Raw genomic sequence first — 26,129 nt, 5'->3', positions numbered from 1 at the left:
GGGCACATGCACGAAGGGAGCCCGCCGTGGACAATGACGTCTCCGCGGGAAGCACCACCACGATCCTCGGCCATCTCGCCCTCGGAATAACCCTGTTGGCCTTCGGCCTCGGGTACACCGAGGTGATCGACGGCGTGACGGCCGCGAGCGCGGTCTCACTCGCCACCTATGTCGGCGGCCTCGCCCTCTTCATCGCCGGGCTGCTCGCCTTCCGCGACGGGGACACGTTCACCGGAACGGCGTTCGCCGCGCTCGGGGCGTTCTGGTTCACCTGGGGCGTCGGGGCCGACACTCAGGTCTCCGCCAACGCGGCGGGGCTGTTCCTGCTGCTGTTCGCGCTCGTCGCGCTCAGTCTGACACTGGGGGCTTCAGCGGGGGCTCCGCTCACGCGGGGTGCGTACGGGCTGCTGTTCGTGGCGATGCTGCTGCTCGCCATCGCGCAGTTCGGGGATTCCGGGGGGCTTGCCAAGGTCGGTGGCTGGTTCGCCGCGGCGGGCGGTCTCGTGGCCTGGTACGCGGCCACGGCGGCGCTGGCTCACTGGCCGACAGTTCTTCCACGACGTGCTGCCGGCCGGGGCGTGACGGCCACCGGTTAGCTGCGCAGGCTGGGGGTTGGGCGATCCCCGGCGATATGACGGTCCCCCCGTGGCTGGTGGCAACACGGGGGGATCGTTCTGTTCGTTGGCCTCTGCGGGTGCGTGGGGGCTGGTCGCGCCCACGCGGCGGAGCCGCAAATCGATACAGCCCCGCGCCCCTTCGGGGCGCAGCCCCCGAAGGGGCGCGGGGAACTGGGTGTCTATTCCACCGTTACCGACTTCGCCAGGTTCCTCGGCTTGTCGATGTCCCGGCCCAGGGCCAATGCCGTGTGGTAGGCGAGGAGTTGGAGGGGGATGCCCATCAGGATGGGGTCCAACTCGTCCTCGTTCTTCGGGACGATGATCGTCTCGTCGGCCTTCTCCTGTTCCTGGTGGGCCACCGCGAGGATGCGGCCGCTGCGGGCCTTGATCTCCTCCAGGGCGGCGCGGTTCTTCTCCAGGAGGTCGTCGTTCGGGACGATCGCGACCGTGGGCAGCGCGGGCTCGATGAGGGCCAGCGGGCCGTGCTTCAACTCCGAGGCAGGGTAGGCCTCGGCGTGGATGTACGAGACCTCCTTCAGCTTCAGGGAGGCCTCGCGGGCCACCGGGTAGCCCCGGACGCGGCCGATGAAGAGCATCGAGCGGGCCTCGGCGTACTGCTCGGCCAGCTTCCTGATCTCCTCCTCCTGCTCCAGGATCTCGGCGATCTGCCCGGGCAGCCTGCGCAGGCCCTCGATGATCCGCTTGCCGTCGCGGACGGAGAGGTCGCGGGTGCGGCCGAGGTGCAGGGCCAACAGGGCGAAGGCGACGGTGGTGTTGGTGAAGCACTTCGTCGAGACGACGCAGACCTCGGGGCCCGCGTGCACGTACATGCCGCCGTCCGCCTCGCGGGCGATCGCCGACCCGACCACGTTGACGATGCCCAGCACCCGGGCGCCCTTGCGCTTCAGCTCCTGTACGGCAGCCAGCACGTCGTACGTCTCACCGGACTGGGAGACGGCCACGTACAGGGTGTCGGGGTCGACGACCGCGTTGCGGTAGCGGAACTCGGAAGCCGGCTCGGCGTCGGCGGGGATGCGCGCCAGCTCCTCGATCATCTGGGCGCCGATCATGCCCGCGTGGTACGAGGTGCCGCAGCCGAGGATCTTCACGCGCCGCACGGCACGCGCCTCGCGGGCGTCCAGGTTGAGGCCGCCGAGGTGGACCGTGGAGAAGCGGTCGTCGATCCGGCCGCGCAGGACGCGGTCCACGGCGTCGGGCTGCTCGTGGATCTCCTTGTGCATGTACGTGTCGTGGCCGCCCATGTCGTACGAGGCGGCCTCCCACTCCACGGTGGTCGGCTCGGCCGTCGTACTCGTGCCCTCGGTCGTGTACGTACGGAAGTCGTCGGCCTTGAGGGTGGCCATCTCGCCGTCGTCCAGAGTCACTATCTGCCGCGTGTGGGTGACCAGCGCGGCGATGTCCGAGGCGACGAACATCTCCTTCTCGCCGATGCCGAGCACGACCGGGGAGCCGTTGCGGGCGACCACGATCCGGTCGGTGAAGTCGGCGTGCATGACCGCGATGCCGTACGTGCCCTCGATCACGCGCAGCGCCTGGCGGACCTTCTCCTCCAGGGTGTCCGCCTGGGAGCGGGCGATGAGGTGGGTGAGGACCTCGGTGTCCGTCTCGGAGAGGAACTCGACACCGTCGGCCTCGAGCTTCTTGCGCAGGTCGGAGGCGTTGTCGATGATCCCGTTGTGGACGACGGCGACCTTGTTGTCGGCCGACATGTGCGGGTGCGCGTTGTGGTCGGAGGGGGCGCCGTGCGTGGCCCAGCGGGTGTGAGCGATGCCGGTGGTGCCCGCGAAGCGCTTGGGGACCTTGGCCTCCAGGTCCCTGACCCGGCCCTTGGCCTTGACCATCTTCAGACCCGCGGCCTTCGGCGAGGTCACGACGATGCCTGCCGAGTCGTAGCCGCGGTACTCCAGGCGCTGGAGGCCTTCGAGGAGCAGCGGCGCCACGTCACGCCTGCCGATGTATCCGACAATCCCGCACATATATAAGTGTCCCTGTCCCTGTTCCTGCCGTACGTGGATGCGTACGTGGGTGATCTAGCCGTAGACCATGCGGCGCAACTGCCGGAGGGTGAGCTCCGGCGGTGCGACCGCGCGGTATTTCAGGTCCGCCTCGATCCGGTCGAAGATCGTCGCGTTCACCAGGCCCTGGCCCTGGAGTTCGCGGTGGCGGCGACGGACATAATCCTCGGTTGTCTCGTCGAAGTAGGCGAGAACGTCCTGAATCACCCGCAGCGCCTCGCCCCGGGAGAGGGGTGTGGTACGCGTCAGGTGATCAACGAGTTCGTCGTGCACCCGACGATCCTGAGGTAAAGCGCTGGCAATCGCAAGAATCCTGCCCGATATCGGGCAACGGTCTGTTGAAACTCTTATGGGACCCTGTTCGGTGCCTGTTCACCCTGTGTCCTGCGTGGCGATGGCTGCCCAGAGCACCGTTTTCAGCCATGGACACTCCTCGCATGGGCGTACCCGAGCAGCTCGCAGAGCGCATGAGCATGGCCGAGCAGCACGAGTACCTTCGCGCCAAGTTCTCGCGGCGCACGATGATCAGAAGCAGTGCCGTCACCGTGGGCGCCGTCGCGGGCGGTGCGTTCGTGCCGGGCGCCGCCCAGGCCGCGACGCGGACCTCCGCACCGACGCAGACGTACTCGCAGGCCGCGAAGGTCGACGGCGCGCTCGTCGCCCCCTTCGGCCGTCACCTCGCCTGGGGCAACGACCCCCGCACGGAGATCACCGTCTCCTGGCAGGTCCCGGTCGCGGTGAAGAAGCCCTTCATCCGCATCGGCGCCCACCCCTGGGACCTCTCCCGCAAGATCGAGGCCGAGGTCCGGACGCTGTACACCCCGGCCGGTGTCGGCGCCAGCGGCGACCACACCCAGTACTACCTGCACGCCAAGCTCAGCCACCTGCGCCCCGGCCGGACGTACTTCTACGGCGTCGGCCACGCCGGCTTCGACCCGGCCGAGGCGCACCTCCTGGGCACGCTCGGCACCTTCACCACCGCCCCCGACCACAAGAAGCCGTTCACCTTCACGGCCTTCGGCGACGAGGGCGTCAGCTACCACGGCCTCGCCAACAACAGCCTGCTGCTCGGCCAGAACCCGGCCTTCCACCTGCACGCCGGCGACATCGCGTACGCCGACCCGGCAGGCGCGGGCAAGACCGCCGACACCGGCTTCGACTCCCGCGTGTGGGACCAGTTCCTCGCGCAGACCGAGTCCGTCGCCAAGTCCGTCCCGTGGATGCCGGCCTACGGCAACCACGACATGGAGGCCTGGTACTCGCCCAACGGCTACGGCGGCGAGGAAGCCCGCTGGAACCTCCCCGACAACGGCCCGGACAAGAAGAACCTCCCGGGCGTCTACTCCTTCGTCTACGGCAACACGGCGGTCATCTCGCTCGACGCCAACGACATCTCCTTCGAGATCCCGGCCAACCTCGGTATCTCGGGCGGCACCCAGACCAAGTGGCTGGAGGCGCAGCTGAAGAAGTACCGCGCCTGCGACGACGTCGACTTCATCGTGATCTTCTTCCACCACTGCGCCTACTGCACCTCCACCGCGCACGCCTCGGAGGGGGGCGTGCGCCAGGAGTGGGTGCCGCTGTTCGAGAAGTACACGGTCGACCTGGTCATCAACGGCCACAACCACCAGTACGAGCGGACGGATGTCATCAAGGCGGGCGCGGTCACCAAGAAGCTCCCGATCGGCGGCACTTCGTACCCCGAGACCGAGGGTGTCGTCTACGTGACGGCGGGCGCGGCCGGCCGCAGCCTGTACGCGTTCACCGCCCCGCTGTCCTACGAGGGCCACGAGAACGAGGTCGACTCCGTCGCCTCCTTCATCAACACCAAGGACGGCAAGGTCAACGAGACGGTCACCTGGTCGCGCGTGCGCTACCTCGACTACTCCTTCCTCCGTGTCGATGTCACCCCCGCCGCCAAGGGCCGCCTCGCCACGTTGACGGTGCGCGGCATCGCGGAGACCGGCGAGGAGGTCGACCGCTTCACGGTCGCGCGCCGCGTACGCTGAGCGTGCGCGTATGCCCCGAAGGCAGGGCGTACGAGCAACACCAACAGGCGGTTCTCCGGCGCGTGTTCCTACATGCGCTTGAGGACCGCCTGTTTGGCGAGTGCGAACTCGTCGTCCGTGAGTACGCCCGTCCGGCGCAGCTCACCGAGTTCGCGCAGCCGCCGGAGCTGGGCGTCGTGGTCGTGTTCGACCGGCCTGCCGTCGGGCCCGGCGAGCTCCTTCCGCCGCTGCGGGGGTACGTCCGTCACGTCCGTCGCTGGATGCGGCAGGCGGGCCTGGACGGCCGCCGCGACCAACGCCATCAGCGGGTCCTTCTTGAAGCCCCACAGCTCGACGGAGTTGGGGTCGTACTTCGGCGGGGCCTTGGTCGGTGCGTGCCGCACACCGAAGCGCAGGTAGCCGTTCTCCAGGCCCACCGCCGGATGCCACTCCACGGCCGCGATGTCGCCGACGGCCAGGGAACGGGGGCCGGCGGCGGCCTTCGCGTCCTCCGTCTTCCAGTTCCACTCCAGGCGGACGTGCTCACCGTCGAAGGTCGCGGTGCCGTCCCCGGCCGACACGGACAGCGGTACGGCGGGCCCGGGCAGTAGATAGCGGTCCACGGCGCCGGACGGCACCTCGTCGAGCAGCAGCGCGTTGCGCACCTCGTCCACGAGGTACTCGGCGACGCCGTACCGGTCCGACTCCACGTTCAGCTGATACGGGTCGTCGGTCTCCGCCAGCTTGCCGCCGGTGGCCCGGAGCAGCGGGTCGGCGCCGTCGCGCAGCCGGAGCCTGAGGCGCCCCGACTTTCTGCCCTGCTCGAAGGAGACACCGGCCAACGCCTGGAGGGGAACGGCGAGTTCGCCCAGTTCCTTGCGGAGCAGACTGACGTTCTTGTCATGCCCCGGGGTGAGCCGGAGCCCGTCACCGTCGAAGACCCATGTGCCGTCCTTCTGGATGATTTCCGCCATGGAGAGATTCTGGCACCGGGCCGTCACAACCCCAGCGCGTTCGCGGCCTCGTCGTCCAAGGCAAACCGAACTTCCTTGCCAGTCAATGTCGTTGTGCGCATCGAGAGCTTGCCGGCGCGCACCCCGACGGAGATCTCCGGGTTGTCCTGACAGACGAGGACGAACGAGCCGTCGGCCGTTGCCTTCGGCAGGAACGCCTGGTCCTCCGGGAAGGGCGCGGAGGCACCCTGCTCGTAGGCGCACGGCCGCAGCTGCATCCCGTCGCCGGCCACCCGGTTGCCCTCGATGTCCAGGCAGAACCTCGACGCGGGGCTCACCAGGGCGACCGCGCCCTTCGTCAGGCGGACGACCTGCCACTTCTGCGTCTCGCCGCCGTCGCAGGCCGCCAGGGTGGGATCGGCGGGTGGTCCGGAACCCGGCGAGGCGCTTGCGGCCGGGCCGTTGACGCAGCGGCCGGTGGACAGGTCCCTGAGGGTGATCGTGTCGGTGGTGGTGTTGGCCACGGAGGACGGTGCGATCGAGGCACCCGTCGTGGACGCGGGAGGCTCGGCGCCCTCGGCGGAGCCGGATCCCGCCAGCAGGCGCAGTACGCCGGTGGTCAGGACGGCCGTGACGGCCACGGTGACCGCCACCGTGAGCACCGGCCGTCTGCGTCGCCGGCCCTCGGCTCTGTGGCTCCCGTTTCCGGCGGACGGGGCGGACGGGGCGGGCGCGGGCTGCGTGACGGGCTCGCCGCTCGTCGGCCGGTTCGCCGACCGGGCCCTGCGGTACGCGGCCCCGCCCCACACCAGTACCTGGTCGACCAGCAGCGGCCGTACGTCCTCCGCACCCCCCGCCGCGAGCGTGTGCAGCAGTTTCAGGTCACTGGTGCAGAACTGGCAGGTGTCCAGGTGCTGTTGGAGGTCTGCGGGGGCCTCTCGATGGGTGCCGCGTGCGATGGCGCCGAGCATGCCGCCGTAGCGGAGACACTGGGGGTCGGCGGTGCGTCCGGCTCGTACGCGCAGGAAGGTGTCGACCAGACGGCTGCGGGCCGCCTGGGCAAGGGAGTCGGCGAACTCCGCGGTCGTGTTCAGGAGCCTGGCCGCCGACTCCGTCTCCTCCGGTTCGGCCAGGCACAGCCACAGTGCGGCCCGTTGCTGGTCGGGCAGTTGCTCGAAGGCGGCCAGCAGAACCGAGCTGTGTTCCACCCGGCGCAGCGTGTCGACGGGGCCGAGGCTGTCGGCGGCCCGTTTCGACCAGTCGCGGAACTCCGCGCGCAGCAGGCCGTGTCGCCCGTCGCGCAGCCAACTGTCGGCGGTGCGCCGCACGTCGGCGAGGAGAGCGGTGCGCAGGGCGGGTCCGTGCTGCCGCGATCCACGGGCGAGCACCTGGACGGCCAGGTCGGTGGCGTCGCGCGGCTTGGCACAGAAGGTGTTCGCGTACGCGTGGACGGCCGGGGCGTGTTCCGGCGGGAGGCCGGGCACGGACGGCTGGTGGTGCGGGACTTGCTGTGCGAGGTGCTCGGTCATGAATCTTGACTCCCCACGGAGCGGGCACGGCAAGGCCAGGACCGTAGTGCCGCATTCTGTGAGGGGGCTGTGCGTTCACCCACCCGTGTCGAGTACACGGAAAGTGACGGGGAGGGCGAAGAGGGTGACGGGGACGTTGACGGGCCCCCCGAGGACCGTACTCGGGGAGCCCGTCTGCCTTGATCAGAACCCTGCGACGGGATTCTTCAGGGTGCCGATCAGCTGGAGGGCGCCCGCCGGATCCGCCAGATCCACCATCTGCTTGTTGTTACGCAGTTGCAGCCGGTTGAGGCAGGACAGGGCGAACTCGGGGGCGAACATGTCGTACTGGCGGAATTTGTCGGCCAGTTGGGGGTTCGCCTCCTGGTAGGCGCGGGTGACCTCGGCGACCGTCCGCCAGAAGTCGTCCTCCGCCAGGACGCCTTCGGTGGCGAGGTTCGCGGCCAGGAAGCGGAAGAAGCAGTCGAAGACGTCCGTGAAGACCGACAGGAGCTTCTTGTCCTCCGGTACGTCCACGCGCAGTCGCTCGACCGTCGGCGGCAGAACCGCGTCCGGGTCCAGGACGGCGATCTCCTCGGCGATGTCCTTGTAGATCGCGCGCTGGACCGTGCCGTCCCTGAGGACGAGGATCACGTTCTCGCCGTGCGGCATGTAGACCAGGTCGTAGGCGTAGAAGCTGTGCAGGAGCGGGGTGAAGTAGGCGCCCAGGTAGCCGCGCAGCCACTCCTTCGGGGTCAGACCCGACTGCTCGACGAGGGCCGCGGCGAAGGAGCGGCCCTCGTGGTCGACGTGGACGAGCGACGCCATGGTGGCCAGCGACTCGCCGTCTTCGAGGGAAGACACCGGGCTCTCGCGCCAGAGCGCGGCCAGCATCTTGCGGTACGGGGAGTAGCGGTCGGTGGCGGCCTCGTACTCCAGGTGGCGGTAGCCGACGGCTGCGCGCTCCCGGATGATCGACAGGCCCGTCGACTTCAACACCGGGTCGTTGTCGATGAGTTGGGCCAGCCAGTCGTTGATGGCCGGGGTCGCCTCCATGTAGGCGGCCGAAAGCCCGCGCATGAAGCCCATGTTGAGGACCGAGAGAGCCGTCTTGACGTAGTGCTTCTCGGGGTCGGTCCGGTTGAAGAACGTACGGATGGACTGCTGGGCGAGGTACTCGTCGTCGCCCTCGCCCAGGCAGACCAGGTGCTGCTGGGCGATCTCGGCGGCGAAGGTGACGGTGAGCTTGTTCCACCACTGCCAGGGGTGCACCGGGATGAAGAGGTACTCGGTGGGGTCCAGGCCCCGGTCGGACAGTTTCGTACGGAAGCGGACGACCGTCTCCTGCCCCAACTCTGCGCGCAGGAAGGCCTCGTACTCGATGCCGACGCCCGCCGTGAACGCGGCGCGCGAGCGGTGCGCGGCCAGCCACACCAGCCGGACCGGGCTCGCCGTCTCGGGCGCGTACGAGAGGTACTCGTGCACGCCGAAGCCAAGCCGCCCGTTGTTGGCGACGAAACAGGGGTGGCCCTCGGTCATCCCGGTCTCGATCTCCTGGAAGCCGCTTCTCGTCAGCTCGGCGACGGGGATCTGTGGCTTGGTGAGCTTGTAGCAGGTGCCGGAGAGGGTGGAGGAGATCTCCTCCAGGTAGACGGGCAGGACCTCGTCGCTCAGGCCGAGCGATTTCCGCAGCTCGATGAAGAAGTCGAGGGTGGAGAGCGGGAGTTCGGCCCCGCCGCGGTGCCGGGTGATCGAGTCGGCGTCGACCTGCCAGTGGTCGAGGGCGTGGCGGGTGGCGGCGAAGCGGTAGCGGGTCAGGCCGTCGTCGCCGAGTACGACGTAACTGTCGTCACGGTCGGCACTGTTGTCACCGCCGTCGCCCTTCTCGGGTTCGGGGGTGATCAGCCGTTCGTGCGCGAACTCGGCGAGGGCTTTGCGGATCAGGAGGCGGTTGGCCTGTTCCCAGCGCTCGGGGGAGAGGTGGGCGGTGGCGTCGGTGAGGTTCATACGGACATCGCCTTCATCGCCTTCTCGAACTGCTCGCGGGTGCAGGAACTCAGCAACGCCTTCTTCTCCGGCTTCTGTATCTCGCGTTCGGGCACGAACCCGACGGCTTCGTTCAGGGCGTGCACTGCCTTGTTGCCGACGTCCGGCTCGACGACGACACGGGCGGTGCGCGGGTCCTCGAAGAGGTGGGCCATCACGGCCGTGATGACGGACCTGGTGAACCCGGACACCGGTGTGTCGGTCGCCGGCACCAGGAAGTGCATGCCGACATCGCCGGGCTGCGGCTCGTACAGGCCGGCCAACTCGCGGTGGACCGGGTCGTACCGCTCCATCAGGAAGGCGGGCACGCCGTCGTGGAGACCGAGGAGGGCGTCCTGGTGCTCGTCGGCGGCGACCTCCATGTAGGCCCGCTCGACGTCTTCGAGGCGGGCGTCCCGCATCATCCAGAAGGCCGCCTTGGGGTGCGTGAGCCAGCTGTGCAGCAACTCGGCGTCCTGGAGGGGGTCGAGCGGCCGGAAGGTGAAGGTCGTAGTGGTGGTGGGGGTGGTGGAGGTCGTGTTCATACGGCGAACTCCTGGAAGGCGATGGTCTTCTCGACCGGGTAGTACTCGCTGCCGAGCAGCTCGCCGATGATGAAGCTGTTGCGGTAGGCGCCCATGCCCAGGTCGGGCGAGGTGATCGAGTGGGTGTGGACGCCGGAGTTCTGCAGGAAGACCCCGCGTCCGGTCGTGTCGATCGCGTAGTTGCGGGCGATGTCGAAGTTGCCCTGGGTGTCGTAGCGCAGCCGGTCGCGGACGGGCTTCAGGAACTCCGGCTCGGCGTACTTGTAACCGGTGGCGAGGATCAGGCCCTGGGTGTCCAGGGTGTAGTCCCTCTCCTGTTCCTCCTGACGCAGCCCGAGTGTGTACGTCCCGCTTCCGCTTCGGCCTCCGCTCCCGCTTTCGTAAGTCACCGTGTTCAGCGAGGAGTTGGTGAGCAGTCGGGTGGGGACCGGGCCGCCGAGGTTCTTCCGGTAGAGCAGGTCGAAGATCTCGTTGATCAGTTCGCCGTCGATGCCCTTGAACAGGCCCTTCTGCTCCTGCGTGAGGCGGTAGCGGGTCCGCTCGGGCAGCGCGCGGAAGTAGTCGATGTACTCCGGGGAGGTCATCTCCAGCGTCAGCTTGGTGTATTCGAGCGGGAAGAAACGCGCTGAGCGCGTCACCCAGTTCAGCCGGTAGCCGTGGACGTCGATCTCGCTGAGGAGGTCGTAGTAGATCTCGGCGGCGGACTGACCGCTGCCGACGAGCGTGATCGACTCCTTGGCCTGCAACTCCCGCTTGTGCCGCATGTACCGGGAGTTGTGGATGAAGTCGCCGCCCAGGTCCGCGCACGCCTCCGGGATGTACGGGGGAGTGCCGGTGCCGAGGACGAGTCTGCGCGCCCGGTAGATGTCACCGGCGGCCGTGCGGACGACGTACAGCTCGTCCTCGTACTCGTAAGTCACCTCGGCGACAGTGGTGTTGAAGCGGACGCTGCGCAGCTTGTTGGCGGCCCAGCGGCAGTAGTCGTCGTACTCGACGCGGAGGGGATAGAAGTTCTCGCGGATGTAGAACGAGTACAACCGGCCCGATTCCTTCAGGTAGTTGAGGAAGGAGTACGGGGAGGTCGGGTCGGCGAGGGTGACGAGGTCCGACATGAACGGCGTCTGGAGATGGGCACCGTCGAGGAACATCCCCGAGTGCCACTCGAAGTCGGGCTTCGACTCCAGGAAGACGCCGTCGAGTTCGTCGATCGGCTCGGTGAGGCAGGCGAGGCCGAGGTTGAAGGGGCCGAGACCGATCCCGATGAAGTCGTAGGTCTTGTTCACTGCTTCGGTCCTGTTCATGGCTTCGGCTTCAGGAAGCGACGGCGGTGACGGAGGCGACGGAAGCGACGCGGTCGGCGGACTCTCCCAGGTACTGCTCGGCATGGCCGGCGATCAGGTCGAGTACGGCGGTGATGTCGTCCGTCGTGGTCTCGGGGTTGAGCAGGGTGAACTTGAGGTAGTGGCGTCCGCCGACCTTCGTCCCCGCGACCACGGCCGCACCGGAGGCGAACAGGGCCTTGCGGGCGTACAGGTTGGCGCGGTCGATCTCCGCTGGGTCGGTGACCGCGGCAGGGATGTAGCGGAAGACGAGGGTGGAGAGGGAGGGCTCGACGACGACGTCGTAGCGCGGGTCGGCAGCGAGCAGTTCCCAGCCCTCCTGGGCCAGGTCGCAGACCTCGTCGAAGAGCTCGCCGATGCCGTCGGCGCCCATCACACGCAGGGTCATCCACAGCTTGAGCGCGTCGAAGCGGCGGGTCGTCTGGAGGGACTTGTCGACCTGGTTGGGGATGCGCTCCAGCACCATGCGGCGCGGGTTGAGGTACTCCGCGTGATAGGTGGCGTGGCGGAGCGTGGCCGCGTCCCGGACCAACAGGGCACTCGAACTCACCGGCTGGAAGAAGGACTTGTGGTAGTCGACGGTGACCGAGTCGGCGCGCTCGATGCCGCTGAGGAGGCCGCGGCGCTTGACCGAGGCGAGCAGTCCGCAGCCGTACGCGGCATCGACGTGTAGCCAAGTGCCGTACTGGGCACAGAGTTCGGCGATCTCGGGCAGCGGGTCGATGGAGCCGAAGTCGGTGGTGCCGGCGGTGGCGACGACAGCCATCGGAACCAGCCCGTCGCGCTCGCAGCGCTCCAACTCGTGGGCGAGGGCGACGGTCTGCATCCGCTTGTCGTGGTCGACGGGGATGGAGACGACCGAGTCGGGGCTCAGCCCGAGGAGCTTCGCGGACTTCTTCACGCTGAAGTGGCTGACCTCGGAGGCGAAGATGCGCAGCTCGGCGGCGGACCCGCTCTTGGCCTCCTCCCGGGCGAGCAGCAGCGCCTGGAGGTTGGACTGGCTGCCGCCGCTGGTGAAGATGCCGTCGGCGGCCGGGCCGAGTCCGATGCGCTCGTTGGTCCAGTCGATCAGTTTGCGCTCGATGAGGGTGCCGCCGGCCGACTGGTCCCAGGTGTCGAGGGAGGAGTTGACGGCGGAGAGGATCGCCTCGCCGAGTACCGCGGGTATGACGACCGGGCAGTTGAGGTGGGCGAGGTAGCGCGGGTGGTGGAAGTAGATCGCGTCGCGCAGATAGACCTCTTCGAGCTCGTCGAGGGCGGCGGCCTCGTCGAGGAGGGGCCGGTCCAGGTCGATCCGGTCGATGCGGGGGGCGAGGGCGTCGACCGTGACGCCGGTGAACGGACGGTCCGTGGTGGCGAGTTTCGCGGCCACCCGCTCGACTCCTTCGGTCACGGAGCGGCGGTACCGCTCCGCCGTCGTGTCATTGAGCAGGTGCGAGCGCATCGGGGAAGCCTCCGGGGGACAGAGAGGGCAGGTGCAGGTTCGACATGTCGAACGGTTCAACTTAGGTTAGCCTAACCTAAGTTTCTGTGAGGCGTTCCTGCCCCATCAGTCCCGGCCATGACCGGCGAGTCAGGGCCGGTCATGGCCGGTCAGGGCCGGTCAGGGCTGTGATCCAGGCCTGGGCCGCCGTCATTCGGACTGCTCGCGCAGCTGCTCCTCGCTGAGCCCGCGCCGCCAGTATCCGACGAAGGTGACGGCCCGACGGTCGATCCCGCGCTCCCGTACGAGATGCCGACGCAGCTCCTTCACGGCGGACGACTCGCCGGCGATCCAGGCGTACGGCCGCTCGGCGGAGGGGAGTTGGGCGTCCCGGATGGCGTCCAGGGCCGTGGGTACGCCTGTGCCCGCACGTGTACCTGTGCCTGCGCCGCGCACGAGCCACGTGATTTCGGCATCGGCGCCGGTCGCCAGATCCTGGATGTCCCCGGCATGCCCGGCCTCCAGCCAGACCTGGGCCCGGGTGTCGGCGGGGAGCTGTTCGAGGATCGCGGAGGCGGCCGGTACGGCGGTCTCGTCGGCCCAGATGATGACGAGGTCGGTGCCGGTCGGCGGGCGGAAGCGGATCGCGCGGTTGTCCGCGATCGCCGGTCCGAGCAGGAGGACCCGGTCACCGGCGTCGGCACGGGAGGCCCAGAGGGAGGCCGGACCGGCGGGGGTGAGGGCACCCGGTTCGACGCCGTGCAGTACGAAGTCGATGTCGATCTCCGTCGTACGGCCGTGGGTGTTGGCGCGCAGGGCGCGGAGTGTGTACGAGCGCATCACCGCCCGTACGTCGTCCGGGAGTTCACGCCACCCCTGCCACCAACCGTCACCCAACTCGACGGGCACGGCGGGAGCGGACTGTCCCGGGTGCGGAAGGAAGAGGGAGAGGCTCTGGTCGAGCCCGTCGGAGAAGAAGGCCGACAGATCGTCCCCGGCGAAGGTGACCCGGACGAGAGAGGGCCCGAGCCGCGCGGTCCGCACGACATGGAGGGCGAAGAACCGGAAGGGGACAGCAACGGCGGTAGTCATACGGACTCCTGATGTGATGTCAGGGGACGCGGATGACGCGCCCCCGATAGGGGCGCGGGAAACTGCGCGACCAGCTACAACGGACCCGCAGTTCCCCACTTCCAGTGGAGCGCCTGCCTCTTAGCCGACCTTCTTCGCGCTCTCGATCGCCTCTGCGAGGCTCGTGAGAAGCGGCACGCACTTGTCGTACGACAGAATCGGCTCGGGATTACGCGCGATCACCTGCCCCGCCTTCACCGCGGGCAACTGCTTCCAGGTCGCCTCGGTGATGTCGGCGGGCTGGATCGCCGACGTACGGTTGTCCATCATGATGACGTCGGCCTTGTACTTGTCGACGTTCTCCCAGCTCAGGTTCTCGTACCAGCCGCCGCTCGCCTTCAGGGCCTCGGCGGATGGCTCGACGAAGTTCACGCCGAGGGCCTTGAAGTACTCCAGGTCGACGGAGAGGTTGGAGCCGGAGACGTAGAAGATGTCCTGGCTCGCGGAACCGACCAGCACCTTGATGTCCGGCTTGGCCTTGGTGGCCGCGCGCAGTCGGGCGGCGGCGTCCTCGAAGGCCTTCTTCGCGGCGGTCACCTTGGTGGAGGTGATGTCCGCGCCAAGGGTCTTGGCCAGCTCCAGCATGCGCTGCAACGGCTGGTCCAGCTGGATGTCGAACACGGAGATGCCGACCGTCGGGGCGCCGACGGCGAGGATCTTCTTCTTGGACTCCTCCGGGACGTACCAGAGGGTGCCCGCGCTGTCGAACATCGTGGTGACGAGGAGGTCCGGGGCCAGGGCCGCGTACTTCTCGATGTTGAACTGGCCCCACTCGTTGCCGAGTACGGTCACCTTGGTGACGTCCAGGTCGCCGGCCTGGACGTCGGCCTTGCCGTCCTTGGTCGTGGTCGGGCCGAAGACGCCCTTGACCTCGACGCCGTAGTCGTGGAGCGCGGCGGCGACTCCGGTGAAGGCGACGATGCTTGAGGGCACCTTGTCGGCCTTGGCGGTCGTGCCACGGTCGTCCTTGAACGTCCAGGGACCGGCGGGAGTGGCGGCGGCCTTCGACGCGTCCGCGTCCGCGCCACCGCTTTTCGCGTCGTCGTCCCCACAGGCGGCGAGGACGGCCCCGAGGCCGAGGGCGCCGCCTGCGGCGAGCATGCCGCGGCGGGAGAGATGAGTGGCACGGGCGTTGGACATGAGATGGCTGCTTTCGAACGGGGCGGGTCGGCCCGCCGGACAATTCGAAAGTTAGGTTAGCCTAACTTTACCCGCTGTCCAGAGGGTGGGTCGGGGGAGTGGTGCGGGCGGGGCGAGGTGTGCCGATCCCTGTGGATGGCCTGTGAATCAAAGGTGGGCTATTCGTTCGGTCGGTTATTCGTTCGCGATGGCGACGCCTGTGCCATGAAGGTGAAGGGTGGCCGAGGTTCAACTCGCCTCCGAGGCAACCTAGTTACGGATGAGTAGGTGTACTCATGCCAGGGCGCCGGTGCGCGGGCCATTGTTGAGGCATCGCGCGGCACGACGCGGCGCACTCACCGGAGGACACGATGAACGGCAACCGCCGCCCCCGCACCCTGCTCACCCTGGCCACGGACAACTGGCTCTCCCGGGTGTACCTGGCCGTGGTCGTCGCCGCGACGGGCTTCTTCCTCGTCGACACCTTCTTCGTCTCCCACGCCGACGCCTCCATGTCGGGCGTGGTCCCGTGGCTGCTGACCGCTCCGCTGAGCCTCCTGTACACGCTTCTCCCCGAGGGCACACTGAACGGCACGGGCGACGGGGTGTTCCTGGCCCTCTACCTCGTGGGCATCGCGGCGGCGGCTCTGGCCAACGCGGCGTTCATGGGATACGCGCTGCGGCAGATCTGGCCGGCTTCGGGGGGCGCGGCTGCCGGTGCGTGAGGTTGGAAACGGGGCGCGGTGGTGGGAAAAGGGCCTTGCGGGGCCCTTTCCGTGTTGCTCAAGGCCGCTTGGGTGCGAGCTGAACCAGCGGTTGATTTCAAGCCACTTGCATTCGCCTTCCGACGTGAGCGTGACCCTATGGCCGCCATCCTGGCGGATGGTGCGCATGGGTAAACATCGATTTTGAGTCTCAATGAGCGGTCGTAGAAGGTGCGTCAGCACTCGGTGCGCAGTTCTGCGACGTCGATGTGTCACTTTGAAATTGCTTGACCGTTCTCGATCAACCGTGTTCGATATGGGGGCTCATAAAGATCACGTAAAACGGGGGTACGGATGGGTGGGGACTCTTTGCGCTGCCCGCAGCGCGGAAGCGTCGGACGTGCGAGACGGTTGGTCTCCGGTCTGACGGTCACGGCGTTGCTGGCGGCTCTACCCGCCCTGGGCGTCACCACATCGGTGGCGTGAGCCGACGACACGGAGTCGCCGACATCCGAGGCGTCCGCCGCGTTGGAACAGGCGGAGGCCTCTGGCAAAGCGGTCGAAGTCGTAGGTGCTCGCGAGGAGTACGCCACGACCCACGCCAACCCTGACGGTTACTCGTTCACCCTGACGCAGTCAGCCGTACCGGTGCGCGTCGCGCGGCCGGACGGATCCTGGGCGGAGCCGGACGCGACGCTGGAGCGCCGGGCCGACGGCTCGATCGGGCCGAAGGCGTCGGTGGCCGACATCTCCTTCTCCGCCGGTGGTGACGGCGGAGGCCTGGTGAAGCTGGCCGAGGACGGCCGTTGGCTGAGCCTGGGCTGGCCAGGCAGCCTGCCGAAGCCGGTGCTGGACGGCGCGTCCGCCACGTACGCGGAGGTGCTGCCCGGAGTTGACCTGCGGATGACGGCGACGGTGGAGGGCGTCCGACAGGTGCTGGTCGTCAAGTCCGCCGAGGCAGCCGCCAATCCGGAGCTGGAGCGGATCGAGTTCTCCCTCAAGACGCAGGGCCTGACGGTGGCCACCCGGGCGGGTGGTGGTCTCGCCGCCATGGACGAGGACGGCAACGCGGTGTTCCGTTCACCGGCCGCGCGGATGTGGGACTCGGCAGGGGACACCGCCGGCACGGGGACGACGACCATGTCGCTCGCCGCCGCTGACGACGAGCCCGTCGTGGACGGCCATGGTGGGACCTCCGCCGACCCGGCCGACGGCCCCGGCAACGGCGACGCCTCAGCCGTGCTGCCGGTGGAACTGACCGAGGACGCGGTGGCCGTGGTGCCGGACGCGGGCCTGCTGAGCGGCGAGAACACGGTCTACCCGCTGTACATCGACCCGGATGTGGGGCTGGACGAGTCCGAGCGCACCGTGCTGTCCTCGGACGGCGACACCTTCTACAACTTCGACGGCGGAGACGACGGCGAGGGCGTCGGCCTCTGCGGTACATACGTGACCGGCGGGTTCGCCTACTACTGCGGCTCGGGTTACCGGCAGCGCATGTACTTCGAGTTCGGGTCGGCAAAGCTCGCGGGCAAGCACGTACTTGACGCGACCTTCCGGGTGACCGAGCTGTTTTCGATGTCCTGCGAGAAGACGGTCGTCGACCTCGTCCGTACCGGCAACATCTCCTCGGCGACCAACTGGCCGGGCCCGACGGCGAACTGGGATGTCATGGGCGACCAAAGAGTCGCCGCAGGGCGTGGGACGGCATGTTCTCCGAGCCAGCCGGACGCGCCGGTCGAGTTCAATGACGACCCTGCCAAGAGCTACCAGAACCTCACCCACACGGTGAAGGTCTTCGCGGACGGTGGCTTCTCCCGGTTGACCCTGATGTTGAAGGCGCACGACGAGGGCGACCCCAACGGATGGAAGCGGTTCGACGACAACGCCACTCTGTCGGTCAAGTTCGTGGGGCTGCCTGCCGTGCCGACCTATCCCGGCATCGCGGTGGGCAAGGGTGTCAAATGCTCGACCAAGTCCACGGATCCGGACGTCATCGCGGACCGGAATCCGATACTGACCGCGCGACCGCAGACCGCCGCGGGTGGTGAGGGTGCTGCGCACCTGCGAGCGCACTTCTACGTCCAGAAGAAGCAGGCCGACGGCACATGGGACTTGGTCACCGAGCCGGTGCGACCTCAGCCCAGTACCGTGATCGACAACGCACAAGTGAAGGCCGAGACGCCGATCACACTTGCCGAGAACGGCACGTACCGGATGGCGGCTTTCACACAGTCTCTATACAACGACGACAAGAGCTACCTGCAGTCGTCCAGCACGGTGACGACCAAGAACTGGTGCTATTTCACGGTCGACCTGTACTCCCCGAAGCCCCCGGTGGTGACCTTCGGCGGTCCGTACAGCGAGTGCGACGACTGCGCGGCGGCCGGCGGGCCGGGTATCAAGGGGAAGTTCACCTTCTCTCCGGCGGCCGGAGACGTGAACGACTACTACCAGTACAAGCTCTCCAAGAGCGCGTCGTGGTCGGAACGGATCGCGGGAAACACGGTCGTGACATGGGTCACGCCGAGGGTTGCGGGCACGGAACAGCTTGAGGTCCGGGCCGGAGACAGCGCTGGTGAGGGCGACAGCAAATTCGTGGAGTTCAAGGTCGCTGAGGGCCAACCGGCAGTCGGCCGTTGGCACTTCAACGACTACACCCCCGACCCCGCCACGACTGAGACCTCGGCGGCTGACACCGCAACAGAGGGCACACGGCACGCCATGACTCTGCGCGGCGCGGGCGCGGGCTGGTCCTTGCTGGCGAGACGGGGCGAGCTTGACTACTCCCTGTGGCTGAACGCTGATCCCAACGACGCCGCCCGGCAGTCGGGATACGCGGCCACCTCGGAGGCAGTGGTCGACGCGAGGTTCTCCTTCACCGTCTCGGCATGGGCCAACCTGAGTGACGTGTCCGCCAGCCGGACAGTCATCTCCCAGACGGGAAGCGACAACTCCAACTTCACTCTCTACTATTCGTCGGGCGTGCAGCGCTGGGTGTTCCTGTGGAGCTGGTACGAGAACGGTGTACGGAAGTACGACAGCGTCAGTGCGAGTGCCACAGGCGTGCCGCTCAACGCGTGGGTCCACGTGGCGGGTTCCTATGACGCCGAAAGCCGGTCGATCCGCCTCTACGTGAACGGCCAACCACAGGGTTCTCCGGTGTCCTTGCCCAGCACGTCGAAGGCGACGGTCGCGGGTGGCGCGCTGCAGGTCGGTCGCGTCGCGTTCACCTCGGGTGGCACCTACCAGAACTACATGAGCGGTCGCGTCGACGAAATGACTGTCTGGCAGCGGCTGTTGACTGACGAAGATGTGGCCACGGAGGCCCACCTGCTGGACGAGAACGGCGACGCGTACGCCGAGCTCGTCGCCGACTGGAATCCGGACGGGGCTGTTCCGGGCACAGGCCCGTTGGCGGACACCTTCTCCGGCTACAAGCGGTCCCTCAAGCTCTCCAGCGGGGCATCCCTCGATGGCAAGGCGATCGTCCTCGACGGCACGAATGACACGGCCACAACGGCAGGCCCGGTCGTTGACGACTCAGGGTCTTTCACAGTGACAACGGCCGTGGAGCTGGACTCGGAGGTCATGGCAGCCAAGAGCGACGACTATGTCGCTCAGGTCGTCGGTCAGCGAGGCGCTGATGGTTCCTCCTGGGGTCTGTGGTTCGAGAAGAAAGGCACCGAATTCGACCCGGAGACCGAAAAGGAACTCCCCATCGGTAAGTGGTACTTCGGTCGGCTGGACGCGCTCGGGGCCTGGACAGCCGTTGTCTCCGACGCGCCCAAGACGGTGACGGCCAACAGCGTGACGCGGCTGACCGGTGTGTTCGACGCCTCCGCAGGCACGATCAGCCTGTACGTCGGAGCCAACCAGAACGGCCCCGACCTCGCCTACACCGCTGTGGTGGGTTCGGGCGACTTCGCGGTCGGCACGGGCTTCGTCGACTCCGCCTGGGGCCACTACCTCGGGGGCCGGATCACCCGGATTCGGATCTGGGCCGGGGCCATGTCCGAGCAGCAGGTCGGCGCCATCGTGGGTGGCACGGATGACTGACCGTTCACCTCACCGGCCGTCCGCCGTCCGGTCGCCCTCTGCTCGCTTTGATCACTTGGGGAGTTCTGCTGTGAGTGCCGTAAGGCGTGGGGTTGGCGCCAGGATCAGACGTGTTGTTTTCAGCCGACGCCTGCTGTCGGCCGTGGTGATGTCCCTCGTCGTGTCGAGCGTTGTCGCGGCCCCCGTGCAGGCGGCGGATAGCGTTGTCGGCCTGGGCAAGCCCAAGATGCCGGAGCAACTGGTCTCCGAGGTACACGAGTTCAACGGGCAGGGCGCCAAGAAGGCCAGGGCTCGGGTGGCCGAGACCCGTGCGGAGAACGCCGAACAGGGCAGGCGCGCCCGCGCCGAGCAGACCGCGACCTGGCCGAAGGCGGGTTCGGCGAAGGCGGGGCTCGCAGGCAAGGGCAAGGCGGCCCGGTTGACGGCCGGCGGTCTCCCGGTGACGCTGACCGGTACACGGGACGGAGCCTCGGGTGACACGCGTGTCGAGGTCCGCAGCCGCAAAGCGACCGAGGCTGCCGGGATCAAGGGCGTACTGCTGACCGCGACGGCGGCTGACCCCGGCACCGCCGAAGTCAGCGTCGACTACTCGGACTTCGCTTCCGCGTACGGCGGCGGATGGTCCGGTCGGCTGCGGCTGTTCCAGCTCCCGGCCTGTGCGTTGACGACGCCGAACAAGGCGGCCTGCCGAGAGCGGACACCGCTCGACTCGCACAACAACATCTCGGGCCAGACCGTCTCGGCCAAGGTATCCCTCGCTGCGGAACCTGGGGCACCGACGGCTCAGAAGAGCTCGTCGACATCCAACTCCACTGCCAAGGCCACTACTTCGGCCTCCTCCGTTTCCTCCGCTTCCTCTGCGGTGACCGTCCTGGCCCTCGCGGCGACTGCGGGCGCGTCCCCGTCCGGCGCGGGCGACTATACGGCGAGCCCGCTCTCCCCCGCCTCCAGTTGGGAGGCGGGGGGCTCCTCCGGCGCCTTCACCTGGTCGTACGGCATGGCCGTGCCGCCCGCTGCGGCCGGACCGTCCCCGTCACTGTCGCTGTCCTACGACTCCGGCAGCGTCGACGGGCGTACCGCTTCGACGAACAACCAGTCCAACCCGGTCGGCGAGGGCTTCGAGATCTCCTCGTCCTCGTACATCGAGCGCTCCTACGGCAGCTGCGACAAGGACGGGCAGACCGACAAGTTCGACCTGTGCTGGAAGTTCGAGAACGCCTCGATCGTCCTCAACGGCAAGTCCAGCAAGCTGGTCAAGGTCGACGCGGCAGACAAGACCGACGACGTCTGGCGACTGAGCTCCGACGACGCCTCCACCGTCGTCCGCTCCACCGGAGGCGACAACGGCGACGACGACGGCGAGTACTGGACCGTCACCACCGGCGACGGCACGAAGTACGTCTTCGGCCAGAACAAGCTCCCCGGCGCGGCCACCACCGACCGCACCAACTCGGTGTGGACGGTGCCGGTCTACGGCAACGACTCCGGCGAGCCCGGCTACGACAAGGGTTCCGCCTTCGCCGGCCGCTCGCTCACCCAGGCCTGGCGCTGGAACCTGGACTACGTCGTGGACATCCGCGGCAACGCCATGACGTACTGGTACACCCCCGAGATCAACTACTACGCCCAGAACGACGCCTCCACCGCCACCGCCAAGTACACCCGTGGCGGCTACCTCACCGAGATCCGCTACGGCCAGAACAAGGACACCCTGTTCTCCGGCGTGACCTCCGACAAGGTCACCTTCTCCTACACCGAACGCTGCACCGTCTCCGACTGCGGCGAACTGACGGACTCCTCCGCCCCCAACTGGCCCGATGTCCCCTTCGACTCGATCTGCGCCTCAGGGGCCGACTGCGACGCGTCGAGCCCGTCCTTCTTCACCCGCAAGCGCCTGACCGGCGTCAACACCCACGCCTGGTCGGCCGCCACGAGCGCGTTCACCGCCGTTGACTCCTGGGCTTTGGACCAGGACTTCAAGGACGGCAACGACATCGGTGACACCTCCGACCACAGCCTGGTCCTGGAGTCCGTTCAGCACACCGGTAAGAACGGCACGGCCATCAAGCTCGATCCGGTGACCTTCACCTACGAGATGCGGCCGAACCGGGTCGACGGCGACAGCGACAACATCCTGCCGCTCAACCGCCCCCGGATCAGGACGGTCACCTCCGAGACGGGCGCCGTCACCACGGTCACCATCACCGGCCCTGAGTGCGTGCGCGGCTCGAACATGCCGGCCGCCGAGGACGACAACTCGAAGCCCTGCTATCCGCAGTACTGGAACATCAACGGAGCCGCCGAGGCATCCATCGACTGGTTCCACAAGTACCGCGTCACCGCTGTCCTCAGCGCGGACCCGTACAGCCAGAGCGCGGACGTCGAGAACACCTACACCTACTCCGACCCCGCCTGGCACTACAACGACGACCCGCTCACTCCCGCAGCAGAGCGCACGTGGTCCGTCTGGCGCGGCTACGGCAAGGTCACCTCGACCAAGGGCATCGCGGGCACCACCCAGAGCAAGACGGTCTCCACCTACCTCCAGGGCATGCACGGGGACAAACTCAAGGGCACCGCCACCACGCGGTCCGCCTCGGTCGCCGGCATCGACTTCACCGGCCTGGACATCGCCGACGAGACCGACAGCGACCCGTACGCGGGCTTCCTGCGGGAGCGGATCACCTACAACGGCTCGACACCGGTCAGCGTGACCGTCAACGACCCCTGGTACCGCACCACGGCCACCCACAGCGCCTCGAACACCAAGGCCTACTTCGTCCGCACGGAGAAGGCGTACACGCACACCTATCTGACGGCGAACGCATCCTGGCGCACGCACACCACAGCCACCACCGAATGGGACGCCTACGGCCAGCCGTTGAAGGTGTACGACGCGGGTGACGCGGCCGTCACCGGCGACGAGACGTGCACGCGTACCTGGTACGCGGCCAACGCCACGCTCGGCATCAACTCCCTGGTCACCCGTACCCGAGTGCTCGGCAGAGCGTGCACGATCGCCGAGACCGAGCTGGCTCTGCCCACGTCGTCGGCCACACGCGGTGACGTCCTGTCCGACACCGCGATGGTCTACGACGGCACGTCCACGACCGCCGCCTGGTCCGCGTCCCAGACCCCGACCAAGGGCGCGGTCACCTGGGTCGGCCGCCCCACCGCCTACCCGGCGGCGGCCACGAACGGCGAACGCCACCCGTCCGCATGGCAGACGACCAGCCGGACGACGTACGACACCCTGGGCCGCGTCGCCACGGTAGCCGACACCGACGGCAACACCACGGCCACGTTCTACGTCCCCGAGACAGCGGGCCCGCTGACCAGGACCAAGGTCACCAACGCCAAGACGCAGAGCACCTTTGTGTATGCGGACTATGCCCGAGGTCTGCCGACCAAGGTCTACGACATCAACAGCAAGATCACCGAGACGACGTACGACGCCCTCGGCAGACAGACCGCGACGTGGCTGCCCAACCGCTCCCGCGCCGCCGACTACAGCCCCAACTACACGTACGCCTACTCGGTCTCCAACGCCGACAACCCCTGGTCATCGACCTCGACGCTCAAGAACGACGGCACGTACAACACCAGTTACGAGATCTACGACTCGCTGCTGAGGCCGCTCCAGACCCAGAGCGTCACACCGCACGGTGGCCGGCTGCTGACGGACACTCGTTACAACAACCGTGGCCTGGTCAGCCAGACGTACGCCGATCTCTTCGACGACGAGAACCCTCCGTCTGGCGAGTACTTCGAAGCCGGCGACGGCCAGACCCCCAAAGAGTCGGTGATCGTCTTCGACGGTGCGGAACGGCCCGTCACCAGCACCTTCTACAGCGGGGGAGTGAAGAAATGGAGCACCAGCACCAGCTACTCGGGTGACTCCACCGCGACGACCGCCCTGGACGGAGGCTCGGCCGTCCGTACGATCGTGGACGCCCAGGGCCGTACGACGGAAACCCGCGAGTACGAGGGCACCAGCCCGGCCGACACCGGCTACGGCGCCACGGTGGGCGCGACCTACACGTCCACGAAGTTCACGTACACCCGCGACGGCAAGCCGTTCACGATCACTGGCCCCGACAGCGCCTGGTCGTATGCCTACGACCTGTACGGCCGTCAGACCTCCGCCACCGACCCCGACATGGGCACGACGACCACCGGCTACACGACCTTGGACCAGGTCTCCTGGACCAAGGACGCGGCGGCCCGGGTCGTGATCAGCGGCTACGACGTGTTGGGCCGTAACACCGGCACATGGTCGGCCCCTGGAACTGCGGACCTGACCTCGACCACCGAGGAAAAGGTCGACGCGAACAAACTCACCGCGTACACCTACGACGGGGTCACCGGCGCCAAGGGCCAGCGGGACTCCGCCACCCGCTATGTCGGTGGGGCCGTCAATCCTGCTGATACCGCGTACACGAAGAGGGTCACGGAATTCGACAGCATGTACCGGGCCACCGCCACCCAGCTCGAACTGCCGGCGGCGGACCCCCTCGTCGCCAAGAAGGCTGTCGCTGCGAAGCTGACCTCCACCGCGTACTACGACGTCGACGGGACTCAGCGAAACGTCACGGTGCCGGCCGCCGGTGGCCTTGAGTCGGAGCTCGTCGCCTACACGTACGACGGCCTTGGTCTGAACACCCGGGTCAAGGGGACCAGCGTCTACATGCTGGACGCCAGCTACACGTCCCTGGGGCAGCCCCAAATACTCAGCTTGGGCAAGTCCGAGGCCGAGAACACCTACAACGTGTACGTCAGCAACATCTACGAGGCGGGCACCGACCGTCTCCTCCGGTCGTCGGTCACCGACGACACACACGCCTACACGCTCCAGCAGTTGAACTACGGCTACGACGTCGCGGGCAATGTCACGTCCGTCTCGGACCCGATGACCCTCGGCGGTACCGGCGCGGCGGACAACCAGTGCTTCACCTACGACGGCCACCGCCGTCTGACCGACGCCTGGACCCCGGCGGCAGCGGACTGCTCCACGGCCAACCGCACAACGGCCAAGCTGGGAGGCGCCGCCCCGTACTGGACGTCGTACACGTACAAGGACTCGGGCCTGCGCGCGACCGAGGTCAACAAGACCAGCAGCACGCCCACGACCAAGACGTACTGCTACGACAGCACGAAGACCCACCGCCTCCTCGCCACCACCACCGCTAACACCTGCACCGGCGTCACCTCGGCCTACGCATACGACGCGACGGGCAACACCACGACCCGGCCGGACGGCACGGCAAGCCAGACCCTGACCTGGTCGGCGGAGAGCAAGCTCGACACCCTCAAGGAGGGCACCAGCACCACCGGCTACGTCTACGACGCCGACGGTAGCCTCCTGATCCGCCGCAACACGGCCGGCGAGACGGTCCTGTACCTGGGATCGAGCGAGATCCACCTCGACACCTCGACATCGACGGCGAAGTTCTGGGCTCAGCGTTACTACTCGGGCGCCGGCGCGACGATCGCGATGCGCACCAACAAGTCGGGTACCGACAAGCTCAGTTGGCTGGCCGCAGATCACCACGGCACGAGCAGCCTCGCTGTGGACAACGCGACCCAGGTGACCACGAAGCGCTACAGCAAACCGTTCGGCGCGGACCGAGGCCAACCGACCTTCGGCCCCTGGCCGGACGACAAGGGATTCCTCGGGGCTTCGACGGACTCCGCTTCGGGGCTTACGCATCTCGGGGCGCGGGAGTACGACCCGTCGATCGGGCGGTTCATCAGCGTCGACCCGCTCCTGGAACTCGACAAGCAGCAGACCCTCAACGGCTACACCTACGGCGGCCAGAATCCGCTTACGTTCAGCGACCCCACGGGGATGGGGCTTGCGTGCGGGGGCAAGGAGGATCCTTGCCAGAAGCGTCCTGACGGTTCGGCCGGGAATGGGCGCCCCATGGAGGCCGTCGACTACGCGAAACCGCGCCCGGCCCATCCCTGCAACAGCAACTGCGGTACGGCGAGCGCCGACAGCGCCGGAGCGCCCGTAGTCGAGGAGAACGGTCCCATGTGGGGCTGGCTGGGCGACATCGTGGACACCGTCGACAACTACGTCACCGCGCTCGTCACCGAGCCCGACCTCTGGTGGGGAGCTGCCGAAACCGCCGGAAGCCTGTTCCTCATGGGCGCCGGAGGGGACCTGGTTGTTGCTGGCGGAGCCCTCTGCATCGCCACCGGTGTCGGCTGCGTCATCGGCGTCCCCGCAGCTGCGGGCGGTATGGCCATGGTCGGTATGGGGATCTATGGCGCCGAGGACGGCATCGGGCGCATCGACAGCGGGTTGAACAAGGCGCTGAGGGAAGCAGAGTCGAAGAGTAGTTCCGGGTCTACGAGCGGAGATCTCGGCCCGACCTGGAAAGCACAAGAACCATCGACTGTCTGCGGGAGCAGTGGCTGTGAAGACGTGGCTGTCGGCATCCAGACGAAGATCGGTGGAGAGAGAATGCGTATTACTGACCAGTATGGTGCGCCTACGCTGGGAAAGTACAGAGGCGAGGATACGGGCTGGGCACATCATGACGTCGTGCTCAAGGATGGTCAGGTCTACGATGCCTGGACGGGCCGCAGTGGTGAGCCAGTGGAACGCTATATGAGTCACTGGGAGTACGGCGAGTACCTGCAGATGAAGCCGAGCCCCTACCAGCCATGAGGTCT

Annotated in this window: 15 protein-coding genes; 5 read left to right on the top strand and 10 right to left on the bottom strand. The window is 67.7% G+C overall.

The genetic code is table 11. From position 1 onward, the window contains the following. Positions 1-26 precede the first annotated feature (26 nt). Entirely contained in the window at positions 27-596 is a 570-nt protein-coding gene (locus G3I56_RS02805) for a GPR1/FUN34/YaaH family transporter (RefSeq protein ID WP_164406928.1), read from the top strand. Between the two features lie 200 nt (positions 597-796). Here the strand turns inward: G3I56_RS02805 and glmS are convergent, their stop codons facing one another. Together glmS and G3I56_RS02795 are read right to left on the bottom strand one after the other, a co-directional pair. Further along, entirely contained in the window at positions 797-2,614 is a 1,818-nt protein-coding gene (gene glmS, locus G3I56_RS02800) for a glutamine--fructose-6-phosphate transaminase (isomerizing) (RefSeq protein ID WP_164406927.1), read from the bottom strand. Positions 2,615-2,668: 54 nt separating this feature from the next. Then, entirely contained in the window at positions 2,669-2,926 is a 258-nt protein-coding gene (locus G3I56_RS02795) for a hypothetical protein (RefSeq protein ID WP_164406926.1), read from the bottom strand. A 164-nt stretch (positions 2,927-3,090) separates the two neighbouring features. Between G3I56_RS02795 and G3I56_RS02790 the strand changes: the two genes are divergently transcribed. Further along, positions 3,091-4,662, top strand: a complete 1,572-nt coding sequence (locus tag G3I56_RS02790) for a metallophosphoesterase family protein (RefSeq protein ID WP_164407244.1) — start codon at positions 3,091-3,093, stop codon at positions 4,660-4,662. Between the two features lie 68 nt (positions 4,663-4,730). Here G3I56_RS02790 and G3I56_RS02785 read toward each other — a convergent pair whose 3' ends face one another. From G3I56_RS02785 to G3I56_RS02750, 8 genes are all read right to left on the bottom strand, one after another. After that, on the bottom strand, positions 4,731-5,615 hold the full coding sequence (locus tag G3I56_RS02785; RefSeq protein WP_164406924.1) for a DUF4429 domain-containing protein: 885 nt from the start codon (positions 5,613-5,615) through the stop codon (positions 4,731-4,733). 23 nt (positions 5,616-5,638) lie between these two features. Further along, a complete protein-coding gene (locus G3I56_RS02780; protein ID WP_164406923.1) occupies positions 5,639-7,123 on the bottom strand; it encodes an RICIN domain-containing protein in 1,485 nt (494 codons plus the stop codon). A 183-nt stretch (positions 7,124-7,306) separates the two neighbouring features. After that, on the bottom strand, positions 7,307-9,109 hold the full coding sequence (locus G3I56_RS02775; protein ID WP_164406922.1) for an IucA/IucC family siderophore biosynthesis protein: 1,803 nt from the start codon (positions 9,107-9,109) through the stop codon (positions 7,307-7,309). Next, on the bottom strand, positions 9,106-9,672 hold the full coding sequence (locus G3I56_RS02770; protein ID WP_164406920.1) for a GNAT family N-acetyltransferase: 567 nt from the start codon (positions 9,670-9,672) through the stop codon (positions 9,106-9,108). Before G3I56_RS02770 ends, G3I56_RS02775 begins: the two co-directional genes overlap by 4 nt. Then, positions 9,669-10,973, bottom strand: a complete 1,305-nt coding sequence (locus G3I56_RS02765) for a SidA/IucD/PvdA family monooxygenase (RefSeq protein ID WP_164406919.1) — start codon at positions 10,971-10,973, stop codon at positions 9,669-9,671. The genes G3I56_RS02770 and G3I56_RS02765 overlap by 4 nt, the downstream gene beginning before the upstream one ends. Positions 10,974-10,983: 10 nt before the next feature. Beyond that, a complete protein-coding gene (gene desA / locus G3I56_RS02760) occupies positions 10,984-12,456 on the bottom strand; it encodes a lysine decarboxylase DesA (RefSeq protein WP_164406918.1) in 1,473 nt (490 codons plus the stop codon). 189 nt (positions 12,457-12,645) lie between these two features. Then, positions 12,646-13,527, bottom strand: coding sequence for a siderophore-interacting protein (locus G3I56_RS02755; protein WP_164406917.1), 882 nt, complete (start codon positions 13,525-13,527; stop codon positions 12,646-12,648). Positions 13,528-13,647: 120 nt separating this feature from the next. After that, positions 13,648-14,706 carry an ABC transporter substrate-binding protein gene (locus G3I56_RS02750; RefSeq protein WP_164406915.1) on the bottom strand — a complete coding sequence of 353 codons (1,059 nt, stop codon included), beginning with the start codon at positions 14,704-14,706 and terminating at the stop codon, positions 13,648-13,650. 350 nt (positions 14,707-15,056) lie between these two features. Here G3I56_RS02750 and G3I56_RS02745 point away from each other — a divergent pair, with 350 nt between their 5' ends. From G3I56_RS02745 to G3I56_RS02735, 3 genes are all read left to right on the top strand, one after another. After that, the gene (locus G3I56_RS02745; RefSeq protein WP_164406914.1) at positions 15,057-15,410 is read left to right on the top strand and encodes a hypothetical protein; all 354 of its coding nucleotides are present in this window, start codon (positions 15,057-15,059) and stop codon (positions 15,408-15,410) included. A gap of 507 nt (positions 15,411-15,917) precedes the next feature. Further along, entirely contained in the window at positions 15,918-19,448 is a 3,531-nt protein-coding gene (locus G3I56_RS02740; protein WP_203688952.1) for a LamG domain-containing protein, read from the top strand. Positions 19,449-19,596: 148 nt separating this feature from the next. Then, on the top strand, positions 19,597-26,124 hold the full coding sequence (locus G3I56_RS02735; protein ID WP_164407243.1) for an RHS repeat-associated core domain-containing protein: 6,528 nt from the start codon (positions 19,597-19,599) through the stop codon (positions 26,122-26,124). Positions 26,125-26,129 lie beyond the last annotated feature (5 nt).

The organism is Streptomyces sp. SID12488 (assembly GCF_010548275.1).
GTDB lineage: Bacteria > Actinomycetota > Actinomycetes > Streptomycetales > Streptomycetaceae > Streptomyces.
The sequence above is the reverse complement of the archived record's forward strand: the minus strand, read 5'-3'. Positions and strand labels throughout refer to the sequence as shown.